10 protein-coding genes are annotated in these 12556 nt (G+C 68.1%); 6 read left to right on the top strand and 4 right to left on the bottom strand.

The genetic code is table 11. The features are described 5' to 3' along the window. Window positions 1–163 precede the first annotated feature (163 nt). Complete coding sequence (locus Q4A20_RS13665; RefSeq protein WP_303123791.1) at window positions 164–1786, bottom strand: TrkH family potassium uptake protein; 1623 nt, start codon at window positions 1784–1786, stop codon at window positions 164–166. Window positions 1787–1999: 213 nt separating this feature from the next. Between Q4A20_RS13665 and Q4A20_RS13660 the strand changes: the two genes are divergently transcribed. The 3 genes from Q4A20_RS13660 to Q4A20_RS13650 all read left to right on the top strand — a co-directional run bounded on the left by Q4A20_RS13660 (window position 2000) and on the right by Q4A20_RS13650 (window position 3904). Continuing rightward, complete coding sequence (locus Q4A20_RS13660) at window positions 2000–2242, top strand: helix-turn-helix domain-containing protein (protein ID WP_303123793.1); 243 nt, start codon at window positions 2000–2002, stop codon at window positions 2240–2242. A gap of 189 nt (window positions 2243–2431) precedes the next feature. Beyond that, window positions 2432–2530 (top strand): AURKAIP1/COX24 domain-containing protein, encoded by a 99-nt coding sequence (locus Q4A20_RS13655; protein WP_003792170.1) that lies wholly within the window; start codon window positions 2432–2434, stop codon window positions 2528–2530. Window positions 2531–2632: 102 nt separating this feature from the next. Continuing rightward, window positions 2633–3904 (top strand): UDP-N-acetylmuramate dehydrogenase, encoded by a 1272-nt coding sequence (locus Q4A20_RS13650; protein ID WP_303123790.1) that lies wholly within the window; start codon window positions 2633–2635, stop codon window positions 3902–3904. Between the two features lie 33 nt (window positions 3905–3937). Here Q4A20_RS13650 and Q4A20_RS13645 read toward each other — a convergent pair whose 3' ends face one another. Continuing rightward, on the bottom strand, window positions 3938–4957 hold the full coding sequence (locus Q4A20_RS13645; protein ID WP_303123789.1) for an adenosine deaminase: 1020 nt from the start codon (window positions 4955–4957) through the stop codon (window positions 3938–3940). Between the two features lie 149 nt (window positions 4958–5106). Here Q4A20_RS13645 and Q4A20_RS13640 point away from each other — a divergent pair, with 149 nt between their 5' ends. The 3 genes from Q4A20_RS13640 (at window position 5107) to Q4A20_RS13630 (ending at window position 9183) form a co-directional block, all read left to right on the top strand. Continuing rightward, complete coding sequence (locus Q4A20_RS13640) at window positions 5107–6354, top strand: aminoglycoside phosphotransferase family protein (RefSeq protein ID WP_303123788.1); 1248 nt, start codon at window positions 5107–5109, stop codon at window positions 6352–6354. A gap of 153 nt (window positions 6355–6507) precedes the next feature. Then, window positions 6508–7956, top strand: a complete 1449-nt coding sequence (locus Q4A20_RS13635) for a sodium:alanine symporter family protein (RefSeq protein ID WP_303123787.1) — start codon at window positions 6508–6510, stop codon at window positions 7954–7956. Window positions 7957–8013: 57 nt separating this feature from the next. Further along, complete coding sequence (locus Q4A20_RS13630) at window positions 8014–9183, top strand: mandelate racemase/muconate lactonizing enzyme family protein (protein WP_303123785.1); 1170 nt, start codon at window positions 8014–8016, stop codon at window positions 9181–9183. A gap of 16 nt (window positions 9184–9199) precedes the next feature. On the opposite strand, the gene Q4A20_RS13625 is transcribed toward Q4A20_RS13630, so the two are convergent. Next, window positions 9200–9586 carry a hypothetical protein gene (locus tag Q4A20_RS13625; protein WP_303123783.1) on the bottom strand — a complete coding sequence of 129 codons (387 nt, stop codon included), beginning with the start codon at window positions 9584–9586 and terminating at the stop codon, window positions 9200–9202. Window positions 9587–11096: 1510 nt separating this feature from the next. Further along, window positions 11097–12311: a pyridoxal phosphate-dependent aminotransferase gene (locus Q4A20_RS13620; RefSeq protein ID WP_303123781.1), complete on the bottom strand. Its 1215-nt coding sequence runs from the start codon at window positions 12309–12311 to the stop codon at window positions 11097–11099. Window positions 12312–12556: the final 245 nt, after the last annotated feature.

Below are 12556 nucleotides of genomic sequence, written 5' to 3'. Positions count from 1 at the left end.
ACCACGCCCGTCTAAAACACCACATTCGCGCAGACAACCCACACCCGGCGAACCGTCACACCCTCAAACCAGAAGAACCCCATTAGACCCGGTGCAGCTGTGCTTCCTGCCAGGTGAGGACCGGGCCGCCGCGGCCAGGGTGGGTCTCGTAGTGTGGTGGCATTCAGCCGATCAGCGGACGCTCGGCGGGCATGCGGATAACCCTGCGGCGCTCACGCAGCGCCAGGGCGGAGGCTGCGGTCATGGTGCCCACGCGGCCGATGAACATCAACACGATGATCACGTACTTCGCGCCGGGCGGCAGGATCGGTGTGATGCCGGTGGACAGGCCCACGGTGGCAAAGGCGCTGATCACCTCGAACAGGATGCGGTCCAGGGTCAGATCAGTCAGCCCCAGCAGTAGCAGGGAGGAAACGCCGACGATGCTGGCGCCGATGAAGGCGACGGCCACGCTCAGCCGCACGGTCGACAGGGTGATGCGCCGCCCGAAGGCCTCAATGTCCTCATCTCCGCGCGCCTCCGCAACAATCGCCAGCACCAGCACCGCAAAGGTGGTCACCTTTATGCCGCCCGCGGTGGAGGCCGAGCCGCCGCCGATGAACATCAGGGCGTCCTGCAGCAGCCAGGTCGATTCGTGCATGTGCTCTGGCGCGATCGTGGACAGTCCGGAGGAGCGGGCGTTGACGCTGTTGACCAACGCGGTCAGGATCTTCCCGCTCGTGGACAGGGTCCCGTAGGTGTTGGGATTGCTCCACTCGAATGAGCCGATCGCCACGGCGGAGAAGGCGCTGAGGGCGGTGTAGGTGGTCAGGGTCAGCTTGCTGTGCAGGGTCAGCTGGCGGGGGCGACGGCGGTTGCGTGCAACATCACGGATCACCGGAAAGCCGATGGCGCCCAGGAAGGTGCCCAGTACGATCGGCAGTCCCATCCACCAGTCGGAGGCGTAGGGGGCCAGCCCCTCGGGCATGACCACGAACCCGGCGTTGTTGAAGATTGACAGCGCCATGAAGAACGCGTACCAGGCGGCGCGTCCGAGATCCAGCCCCAGGGTGAGGAAGCGGGGCAGGAGCACCGCCATCAGCACCGCCTCCACGCCGAAGGCCGTGTAGGCGACGGCGCGCAGCAGCGACATGACATCGCCCATTCCGGACATCTTCTCCGACGCTGCCAGCATGCGCTGGGTCAGCCCCAGGTGCCGGGACACGGCGAATGACAACAGTGAGGCGAGCGTCATAATGCCCAGGCCACCGATCGCGGCGCCGATGATGATGACGAATTGACCGAAGGGGGACCAGTAGGAGGCCGTGTCCACGGTGGTCAATCCCGTCACGCACACGGCCGAGGTGGCTGTGAACAGGGCATCCACGAAGGGGGCGCGCTCGCCGGTGGCGGTGGCGATCGGCAGGCTCAGAAGGCCCGCGATACCGGCCACGATGACAGCGAACACGGTGATCGCCAGACGTGCGGGGGAGAAGCGGGCGATGCGGGCGAAGCGACTGCGCAACTCCAGGCGTGCCAGCAGGTCTCGCAGGCCGCCGGCATCCTCCTGGGCGCTCAAGGGGCGGCCCGCGTCGTCCGGGCCGGGTGGGCGAGTGGGATCTAACGGTTCGGCGGTCCCCATTAATGCCGCATCCGGTGTGGGGGAGTCCGGGCGCACCCGGCGATTCACGCCGCGTTCGACGCCCCTGCGTGCGGTCCGTGCCTGCGCGCTCCTGGCGGGCGACGACGAGTGCTGCGCTCCGGAGTCGGGGCTGGAATAAGAGGGCACGGAACCATTGTGGGCCATGGTGCCCCGTCGCGGGCAGAGGTCGGGCAGTGGCGCCCGCCGCGGTTGCGACAGATGTGTGAGATGCGGCGCGCGTGACGAATGGGGGAGGAAACATCCTGTGCGACAGCTGGGGTGCAGGTTATATTGGTGCTGTTATACAACCGCGAGGTCCCGGGTAGGGTTCCGGACCCTCGTGGTGCCGATTCAACCTGTAGACGGGACATGACAGCCATGGCATCGGGCACCTCGACTCCAGCCGGCGCCTCGGGCGCCCCCAGCTTCCTTACGGTTGCGGAAGTCGCAGCCATGCTGCGCGTGTCGAAGATGACCGTATACCGCATGGTCCACTCCGGAGATCTGCCCGCCATGCAGGTGGGGCGGTCCTTCCGTGTACCCGAGCGCGCCGTACAGCAGTATTTGGCGGCCGGTCTGGGTGACTGGGGCCACGAGGACTCCGCATCGACCGGTTCCTGATACCCGCTACAATCCCTGCCGTAATTGTGTGGCCGGTTTCGGCCCGTCGGCCCGACGCTTGCCCGTTGGCCCTGGCGGACTTACAGGCGGGTGCGTATGCGTCCGTCACCGGCCACCTCGCTCGTCAACCACGCGCCGGCGCCGTCGGCCGCGGGAGCAGGCCGGCACGAACAACAACGAGGAGCCTCAATGGGATCTGTCATCAAGAAGCGCCGCAAGCGCATGGCGAAGAAGAAGCACCGCAAGCTACTGCGTAAGACGCGCCACCAGCGTCGTAACAAGAAGTGAAATGTGCCCGGGGTCCTCCCCGGGCACAGCCATGACCCGCCGACCGAACCCACATAACCGAGTGCCGCGGAACCGGCGCTCGCACATCCACTGGAGGATCGCATGCGCGAGACCGCCGTGAACGCCAACGAGCCGCCCTCCGACACTGAGGCATGCGCCGCGCCGACCTCCGTCCGCGCTGAGCCCTCCGACTGGCCGGAGCCAATCCCGGCCCTCGCGCGACCGTTGGGCGCGGCCCCGGCCGCTCCCACCCCGGCCCTGTCCGAACTGACCACCCTGCGCGTGGGCGGTCCGGTCGGCGACTACAGCGAGGCCCACACCGAGGCCGAACTCATCGACGCCGTCCGCCAGGCCGACGCCGCCGGCACCCCCTTGCTGGTCATCGGCGGCGGCTCGAACATCCTTGCCGCGGACGCGGGCTTTGCCGGGGTGGTGGTGCGCGACGCGCGGCAAAAGGTCACGGTCTCCGCCGACGATCGATGTGGGGGAGTGGAACTGACCGCCACCGCCGGCACCACCTGGGACGACCTGGTGCGTGAGGCCATCGCCAGCCATTGGGGCGGCTTCGCCCCCCTGTCCGGGATCCCCGGAACCGTCGGCGCCGCCCCTGTGCAGAACATCGGCGCCTACGGCGCGGAGGTCGCCGAACTGCTTGCCTCCGTGCGCGCCTGGGACCGGGCCGAGGCGCGTCTCGTTCAGCTCCCACTGGCCCGCCTGCACCTGAGTTACCGCGACTCCGACCTCAAACGCTCCCTGACCGACGTCGGCATTGGCGGCGGCCGCACCTGGGGGCCGACCGGCCGCTGGGTGGTGCTGTCGGTGACCTTCTTAGTGCGTGCCGCATCCCGGTCCGCGCCCATCGCCTACGCCCAACTGGCCCGCACCCTGGAAGTCGAGGTGGGCGAGCGGGTCGATGCCCGGGCCGTGCGCGAAGCGGTGCTGGAACTGCGCCGCTCCAAGGGCATGGTTCTCGACGCCGCCGACCACGACACCTGGTCGGCCGGCTCCTTCTTCACCAATCCGATCCTGAGCCGGGCTCAGGCCGAGGCGCTTCCCGACGACGCCCCCCGCTTCCCGGTGACCGATCACTCCCGAGTGGTGGCGGGCACCCGCCAGGCGCCCGTGGTTGAGGGGCTGGTCAAGACCTCCGCCGCCTGGCTCATTGACCACGCCGGCTTCGGCAAGGGCTTCGCGGTGCCTGCGGCCGGAGCGGATCCTGCCGCAACCCTGTCCACCAAACACGTGCTGGCCCTGACCAATCGGGGTGGCGCCCGCGCGGCCGACCTGACCGGGCTGCGCGACGCCGTCGTCGCCGGCGTGCAAGAGCGCTTCGGCGTCACCCTCGTACCCGAGCCGGTCCACGTCGGCTTCTGAGTCGGCTCCTGACCGGCCGCCCGGGCCCACCGCTCAGGCCGGCGCGGCCAGCCAGGCGTCCACTTGCCGCAACCACTCCTGCTTGGAGGTCGGCGACGCCAGCGAGGCCCGGATCGACCCGCGCGCCAGCTCCGCCAGGGCGGCGTCGTCGAGCCCTTGATCCCGGGCGATCTGATACTGGTCCACCAGCCGGGACTGGAACAGCAGCGGGTCGTCCGCGCCCAGGGCCACTCGGGCACCGTGCTCGAGCAGCACGGGCAGTGGCACATCCGCAGGTTCCCGGTACACCCCCAGGCACACATTCGATGCCGGACACACCTCCAGGCTGATGCCGGCCGCCGCCACGGCGTCCAGCAGGGCCGGGTCCTCGGTGGTACGGATGCCGTGGCCGAGCCGGGTGGGTCCAAGCGCCGAGACGACGTCGCGCACGTGCTCAGGCCCGAGCAGTTCCCCGCCATGGGGCAGCGAGGCCAGCCCCGCACGGCGGGCGATGGCGAAGGCGGGTCCCCAGGAGGAGGTTTCGCCGGCCCGCTCGTCATTGGACAGCCCGAAGCCGACGACCGTGCCCGGCGCGTCTCCCGCGTAGCGCACGGCCAGACGGGCGAGAGTACGGGCCTCCAGCGGGTGACGCATCCGCGAGGCGGCCACAATCACCGCCACCTGGACCCCTGACAGCACGGTGGCCTGCTCGGCGGCGTCCAGAATGATCTCCAGCGCCGGGGTGATGCCCCCGACGAACGGAGCGTAGGAGGTCGGATCCACCTGTATCTCCAGGCGGCGCGACCCCTCGGCGGCGTCGTCCAGCGCCGCCTCCAGCACGATGCGGCGCATGATCTCTTCACTGACCACCAGATGCCGGGCGGTGTCGTAGGCGCGCTGGAAGCGGAACCAGCCGCGGTGGTCGGCGGGCACGCGCAGGGGGTCGCCCTCCAGGAAGGAGGAGGGCAGTCGGACGCGGGCGGAGGAGGCGAGCTCCACGAGCGTCTCCAGGCGCATGGAGCCCGTGAAGTGCAGGTGCAGGTGCGCCTTGGGCAGCGTGGACAGGTCGCGCATGGCGGGATTGTGCCACTACAGGGGCGGGCCGGTGCCCTGCCGCTGCGGTGGGTGCGGCGCCCGGCCGTGAAGTGCGGGGGAACCGATTCTTGCCGGATCGAGTCTTGTATTCGGACGGTGCCGGCGGCGCGGTGAGGCACACTGTTCCCATGAGCACCGTCATGGCCGGCCAGGAGCCGGAGGAGGTCGCCCTGCTCACGGGAGCGCGCGCCGCCTCGGTGCTGGCGGCGGCGCTGGCCCCGGCCGGTCAACAGCTCATGAGCTGGGAGGTCCACTCGGTGCATCACCGCCCGGGGGCAGGCGTATCGGTCGGTTACACCGCCGTCGTCGCCCGGCCGGACGGGTCACGTGCCACCGAGTACCTGTGCGCCACAACTGCGCGTCTGTCCGATCCGCAGGCGGCCGGCCTGACCCGGGTGGCGCCCACCGGCGGGGACGGCCCGGCGGTGCACGTGTGGCGGCACCCGGCCGATCCGGAACTGCCGGCGCTCGCGGTCGCCTGCACCCCTTCACTGCTGTCCCAGCGGTTGGGGGCCCCCGTCAAGGCCACCATGGTCGCCTACAGGCCCACACGGCGCGCGGTCGTGCGTGTGACCTACCCGGACTCCTCTACTGCCTACGCCAAGGTCCTGCGCCCGAGCCAGTCTGCGGCCTTCGCCGAGCGGCACCGCATGCTGCGTGCTGCCGGTGTGCCCGCGCCCGATGTGCTGCGTGACGATCCGGACGGGCTCGTGCTGCTGTCCACAGGGCGGGGCGTGGCCCTGTCCGGGTTGCTCTCGCAGGGTATGGACGAGGCGCAGGCGACCCGCGTGTTCGCCGGGCTGATCGGGCTGCTGGACTCCCTGCCCGAATCCGCCCTGCAGCTTGCCGTGCATCCCGCCTGGTCCGAACGTGCTCGCCACTATGCGCACGCGGCCGCCACCGTCCTGCCCGAGCACCTGGCTCGAGCCCGCGCCGTCGCCGAGGGTGTTGAGCAGCTGCTGGCCGCCTCCGATCCGGGACCGGTGGTGCCCGTGCACGGCGACTTCTACGAGGCGAACGTACTCATGGAGGGGGAGCGGGTCGCCAGCCTGCTCGATGTCGACTCGCTCGGGCCTGGCCGCCGCGTTGATGACCTGGCCTGCCTGCTGGGGCACGTCAGCGTCCTGGACCACCTGGCGCCCGCGTCCTACCCGCATCTGCAGCCCGTTCTGGAGACTTGGACGCGTCTGGCCGAGCGGCAGGTCGACCCGGTGGCGCTGCGCGCCCGCTGCGCCGGCGTGGTGCTGTCCCTGGTGGCCGGGGCGCGTCGGGAGGACGGCGGGCCGTGGCGCGCCGACGCCGAAGGGCGCCTGGCCCGTGCCGAGTCCTGGCTCGCGCAGGCCCGGGAGGTGCAGGCGCGCCGCGGCGCCCATTGACTCGGCCGAGGGCGGCCAAAACCACGTTGTGGACACAAATGTGCCTGAAACCGCCGACGCGCGTACGCTGCGGCCGCGCCGGTGCGCGCCGGCGGAAAGGCAGAACCCGTGCTCCCCACGTCTTTGATCAGTCCCATGCCACCGGTTGTCTCCATGACAGGACCCGCCCCCGCGGGAGGACCCGCCCCTGCGGGCCTGAGTGAGGCGCTGTCCGCCGCCGATGACTTCTTGTGGGGCCCCTGGCTCCTGATTCCACTGCTGCTGGGCACCGGCGTCTGGCTGACCGCCCGTCTGCGCGTGGTCCAGTTGCGTAAGCTCCTCCCGGCGCTGCGCTTCGCCTTCGTGGATCGCAGCGATGGTGAGGCCAATACTGCTGAAGGCGACATCTCCCACTACCAGGCGCTGACAACGGCGCTGGCCGCCACGGTTGGGGTGGGCAACATCATCGGTGTGGCCACCGCCATTCACCTGGGCGGTCCCGGTGCCCTGTTCTGGATGTGGGTCACCGCCTTCTTCGGCATGGCCTCGAAGTACTCCGAGGCCTTCCTGGCGGTCCGCTTCCGCACCACCGATGCCAACGGGCAGAAGTCCGGCGGTCCCCAGTACTACCTGCAGCACGCAATCAAGGGGCGTGTAGGCACCGTGTTGTCGGTGTTCTTCGCCATCTCCACGCTGCTGGCCTGCTTCGGCATCGGGTCGATGACCCAGTCGAACTCGGTGGCCGCACAGTTGGAGCACTCCTTCGGGGCGGACCCGGCGCTGGTCGGTATCGTCATGGCCGTGGCGATCGGCGGCGTGCTGCTGGGCGGCATTGAGTCCATCGGGCGCGTCACCGCCGCGTTCGTGCCGATGATGATCGTCTTCTACGTCGGCGGGTGTTTGTACATCCTGGCGGTCAACATCACGGCGATCCCGGCGGCGCTGGCCACGGTTATCAAGGGTGCCTCCACCGGACACGGCATGGTGGGCGGCTTCGCCGGCTCCACCATGCTTGCGGCGCTGCAGTTCGGGGTGGCACGCGGCATCTTCTCCAACGAATCCGGTATGGGGTCGGCAGCCATTGCCGCTGCCGCCGCGAAGACCAACCACCCGGTGCGGCAGGGGCTGGTGTCCATGACTCAGACCTTCATAGACACCTTCGTAGTGGTCAGCTGCACCGGCCTGGTGGTGCTGTCCACCGGTGCTTGGACGGGCAGCGACCCGGCCACTATGACCGCCGCCGCCTTCACTACCGGCCTGCCCGGTCAGTGGGGGCACTACATCGTCTCGGTGTCACTGATCTTCCTGGGGTGTTCGACGATCCTGGGCTGGGCCTATTACGGGGAGCGCTGCGTGGTGCGGCTGGTGGGCGTTCACGGGGTGCTGCCGTTCCGCCTGTTCTTCACGGTACTGATCTTCCTGGGCACCGTGACCAGCCTGAAGGACGTGTGGACCTTCGCGGACATCGCCAACGGCTTGATGGCGATCCCCAACCTGATCGGCCTGGTGCTGCTGTCCGGCCTGATCGCCCGTGAGACCAAGGCCTATCTGGCCCAGGATCCGTACCTGCGGCGCCCCGGGGAGGAGTTCACCTCCGTCCCGGAGGAGGAAACGACGGCGTAGGCCTGAGCGGCCGCGGTTACGATGGTGTGCGAGTCCGCGGCACGCAAAGGAAGTTCAATGAAGATCGTCTCTGCTCACGTCGGCACCATCCCGATCAGTTCCCCGATCCGCAACGCCTACATCGATTTCAGCTCGATGGACTGCTCGATCCTGGCGCTCGTCAGCGACGTGATCGTCGACGGCAAGCCGGTGGTCGGCTATGGCTTCAACTCCAACGGCCGCTACAACGCCTCAGCTATCCTGGACCAGCGCATGCTTCCCCGCCTGCTGGCCGCACCGGAGGCGGAGCTGCTCGATGGTGATGGTGGTCTGTCGCCGGAGCGCGCCTGGCGGGTCATGATGCGTAACGAAAAGCCTGGTGGACACGGTGAGCGCTCCGTGGCGGTCGGGGTGGCCGACATGGCCCTGCACGACCTGGCCGCGAAGCTCGCCGGCGTGCCCCTGTACCGCTGGATCTCCGACCACTACGGTGACGGCAACCCCGACGCGGACGTCTTCGTTTATGCCGCTGGCGGCTACTACGCGCCCGGCAAGACTCTGGCCGACCTGCGCGACGAGATGCGTCGCTTCCTGGACGCCGGATACCGGGTGGTGAAGATGAAGATCGGCGGCGCCCCACTGGATGAGGACCTGCGCCGCATTGAGGCGGTCATCGACGGCGTCCTCGACGGCGACGGCTCCCGCCTGGCGGTTGACGTCAACGGGCGCTTCGACCTGGACAGCGCGCTGGCCTACGCCCGCGCGCTGGAACCCTTGGGCCTGTTCTGGTACGAGGAGGTAGGCGACCCGCTTGATTACGCGCTCAACGCAGTCGTGGCCGAGAACTATCGGGGGGCGATCGCCACCGGCGAGAACTTGTTCTCCCGGCAGGACGCACGTAACCTGCTGCGCTACGGCGGGATGCGTCCGGACCGCGACTACATCCAGATCGACCCGGCGCTGTCCTATGGGCTGACCGAGTACCGTCGTGTCCTGGATGTACTTGATCGCCATGGCTGGTCTTCGCGCCGCTGTATCCCGCACGGCGGGCACCAGTTCTCACTCCACATCGCCGCCGGACTGCACCTGGGCGGCAACGAGTCCTACCCCGGCGCGTTCCAGCCCACCGGCGGCTTCACCGACGACGCCCTGGTGGTGGATTCCCGTGTGGCCCCCGGCGACCTCCCGGGCATTGGTCTGGAGGGTAAGGCGGAGTTCTACTCCGTGCTGCGCGGCCTGCACGCCTGAGGTAGGAGTTGACGAGTCAGGGCGTGGCGGTGCTGTTGGAATCCGAGGATGACTCGGTTGATGTGGGTGTCCCGGAGGGCTCATCGCGTGCGGTGGGGGTGGCGGCGGTGGGCGTGTCCCCCTCGGGACACTGAACGGCGATCAGTGCCGAGCTAGTGGCGGAGCCAGGGCCGTTCCCTGATGACCGCTTGGGGTGGGACTCCAGGACGGTGATGGTGCAGCCGAGCACCTCGGCAGAGGAACCGACTGGAATCAGCGTATATGGCTCGTTCTCGGAGTCCGCGAGGTCACCTGACTCGGATCGAGAGAAGTTGACGGCGACATTCTTTTCGCTGACAAATGTGACGACGAGCATCCATTCGCCCCCGTCTCCCGTGCCCCGGCGTCCCGGCTGCTGCATCACGTAACTGCTCGCCTGGTCTCGCAACGCCTCAACCTCGGGCGAGAGTTTGGGTGTCCCTTGCGGCAATGGGCGCCAATGGGCGTTCGCGTACAAGGCGATCCCGACGATCAGTAGTACCGCGAAAGCGGCGGCCGAGAATCGCTTAAGGTGGACATGCCTCAGTATGGTAGCCTTGTTCAAGTCAACTCACCTCGTTAAGGTAAATGCCATCGAAATTGTCCTTGAAGTCTTGGTAGGGTAACGTGATCGGCGCAATCCCCTGACCCCATGGGTTGATCACGGTTATGGTGTCATCCGATGGATCGTTTGGATCGCCAAGGTCTACCGACTCTACGTAATAGGCGTGACTATAGTGTAGTCGGTCCGGTAAGGTTATGCGACTCTTCCGGTTTGAGGGTGTGTCGGTGTTGGGCGGTGTTTACCTGGTGGGTGGTGTGCGCCCGGGCGTCCTTTCCGGGGGGCGCAAGTGTCCAAATCGATGACAAACGCCCCGTCAGCGTCCCGGAACCGGTTCGTGAATCGTTGGAATAGCAACGTTTCGCGCCGCACGGACAGCGGCTTGAGCGGCGTTTGTCATCAATTTGGACACTTCGGGCCGCCACCCACGCCACTTGGCGCCAACGACAGGCCGCCCAGGCAAACCCCCACCCCGAGATCACCCCAATACCACAATCGTCATCCAGAGCGCGCCTGGCGCGGCCCAAGTACAGCCCGGCGCCCAAGCAGGCGCGGCCAGCCGACCGAACCACAAACAGCCACACACCACCCCAGCCCCCGCCACCACACCCCCAAACCGGAAGAGCCCCTTAATGATGGAAGCGTCTGAAGTGTTGGCGGTCGCGGGATCCGAGGCCGGGTCGCCCCGGCGTACTCGAGCGTTGTTGCGCCATGCTCGGAGCACTTACTGCGGCGCGAGCCCGATCGCACAGCTTCTTCGCTGGCGGTATGCGGGCGACGGGTAATCGTTTTCATGGACTGAGTTTGGCTGTCGACCTGCTCGCCAGGTAGTGGCGCCCGCCCTGAGCGCGGCCCTGTCTGTAGAGACACATAAGCCCTTAAGTCCCGGCTCTCCGCTACGGCTACGGAGGCGTTGCGTGGGCGCGAGGGGTGGGTGACTCGGGGCACTGGACGGCGATGAGTGCCGAGCTGGATGCCGTCCCGGAGCCCCGACCTGATGGCCTCTTGGGGTGTGACTCCAAGACGGTGATGGTGCAACCGAGTACTTCGGCGGATGAACCGACATCTATCCGTGCATCTGGAATTGCTTCATCGCCTCGGCTGAAGTGGACCCAGACGGTCTCGGTATTTGCGGTTCCGAGAACGAGGGACCAGTCGTCTGCCCTGCCGGGTTGGTTCTCTACGTAACCCGTGGCCTGGTCTCGCAGCGCCTCGATCTCCGGGGACAGCTCCGGGGTTCCCTGCGGCAACGGCCACCAGAACACGTAGGTGACTGCCGCGGCGACGGCCGTCAGCACGCCTAACGCCGCGGCCAGCAAGCGCTGCGTCGCACTCAGGCGACCTCGGCCAGCAACTCCTGGATACGGGTGACGCCCTCGCTGATGGCGTCGTCACCCAGGGCGTAGGACAGACGCAGGAAGCCGGAGGGACCGAAGGCCTCACCGGGCACCACCGCGACCTCGGCGTACTCCAGCAGCAGCTCGGCCAGCGTGGCCGAGGAGTCGATCAGGTGTCCGCGCAGCGACCTGCCGATCAGCGCCTCCACACTCGGGTAGGCGTAGAAGGCGCCCTTGGGGGTGGGGACCTGTACCCCGTCGATCTCGGAGAGCATCGACACGATCAACTGGCGGCGCCGGTCGAAGGCGGTGCGCATGTGCTCCACCGCGGACAGATCTCCGCCCACGGCGGCAAGGGCCGCACGCTGGGAGACGTTGGCCACATTGCTGGTCAGGTGGGACTGGAAGTTGGTGGCCGCACGGATCACGTCGGCGGGGCCCATCATCCAGCCCACACGCCAGCCGGTCATCGCATAGGTCTTGGCAACGCCGTTGAGCACCACCGCCTGGTCGGCCAGCTCAGGCACCAGGGCCACGATATGAGCCGGCTGGGCGTCGTCGTAGAGCAAGTGCTCGTATATCTCATCGGTGACCACCCAGATGCCGTGCTCCAGCGCCCACTGGCCGATGTGCGTGAGTTCGGCAACGGTGTAGACGGCGCCGGTCGGGTTCGACGGCGAGCACAGCAGCAGCACCTTGGTGCGTTCGGTGCGGGCGGCCTCCAACTGCTCGAGCGTGACCTTGTAGTCCTGGTCCGCGCCGGCGAACACCTCCACGGCGGTGCCTCCGGCCAGGGCGATGACCTCGGGGTAGGTGGTCCAGATCGGGGTCGGCATGAGCACCTCGTCACCCGGATCAATCAGCGCGGCGAAGGCCTGGAAGACGGCCTGCTTACCGCCGTTGGTCACCAGGATGTCCTCCGGTGAGACCAGGTAGCCGGAGTCACGCAGCGTCTTGGCGGAGATGGCCTCACGCAACTCCGGCAGCCCCTTGGCGGGGGAGTACTTGTGATTGACCGGATCCTCGGCCGCGGCGACGGCGGCGGCGACGATGTAGTCAGGGGTGGCGAAGTCCGGTTCGCCCGCCCCGAATCCGATGACGGGGCGGCCGGCGGCCCGCAGGGCCTTGGCCTTGGCGTCGACGGCGAGGGTGGCCGAGGGGGAGATGGCGGCCAGACGGGCGGATACACGACTCCTGGGTGCAGTACTCACAGTCAGATGATCTCATGTTGCGGTGCAGGGGGCATCGTCGTCCCGAGAAATGCCTGCTGAGGTACGGGTCTCAGCGGAGGCCGCACCTGCGGCTCGGCCTGGCGGTAGGCGGCCGGCGAGGAGGTGGACGTGTCGCAGCCCACGGCGTCGGAGTTCCGTATTCGCCGGTCGATATGGCAAGATGGGTGGTCGCTGAAGGGCAGTGGCGCAATTGGTAGCGCACCGGTCTCCAAAACCGGCGGTTG

Source organism: Actinomyces sp. (genome assembly GCF_030530635.1).
Taxonomy (GTDB): Bacteria; Actinomycetota; Actinomycetes; order Actinomycetales; family Actinomycetaceae; genus Actinomyces.
The sequence above is the reverse complement of the archived record's forward strand: the minus strand, read 5'-3'. Positions and strand labels throughout refer to the sequence as shown.

Coding starts and splice junctions, on each gene's coding strand:
- Q4A20_RS13655 (WP_003792170.1), top strand. CDS start 2,432: ATGGGATCTGTCATCAAGAAGCGCCGCAAGCGCATGGCGAAGAAGAAG.
- Q4A20_RS13650 (WP_303123790.1), top strand. CDS start 2,633: ATGCGCGAGACCGCCGTGAACGCCAACGAGCCGCCCTCCGACACTGAG.
- Q4A20_RS13645 (WP_303123789.1), bottom strand. CDS start 4,957: ATGCGCGACCTGTCCACGCTGCCCAAGGCGCACCTGCACCTGCACTTC.
- Q4A20_RS13640 (WP_303123788.1), top strand. CDS start 5,107: ATGAGCACCGTCATGGCCGGCCAGGAGCCGGAGGAGGTCGCCCTGCTC.
- Q4A20_RS13665 (WP_303123791.1), bottom strand. CDS start 1,786: ATGGCCCACAATGGTTCCGTGCCCTCTTATTCCAGCCCCGACTCCGGA.
- Q4A20_RS13660 (WP_303123793.1), top strand. CDS start 2,000: ATGGCATCGGGCACCTCGACTCCAGCCGGCGCCTCGGGCGCCCCCAGC.
- Q4A20_RS13630 (WP_303123785.1), top strand. CDS start 8,014: ATGAAGATCGTCTCTGCTCACGTCGGCACCATCCCGATCAGTTCCCCG.
- Q4A20_RS13635 (WP_303123787.1), top strand. CDS start 6,508: ATGACAGGACCCGCCCCCGCGGGAGGACCCGCCCCTGCGGGCCTGAGT.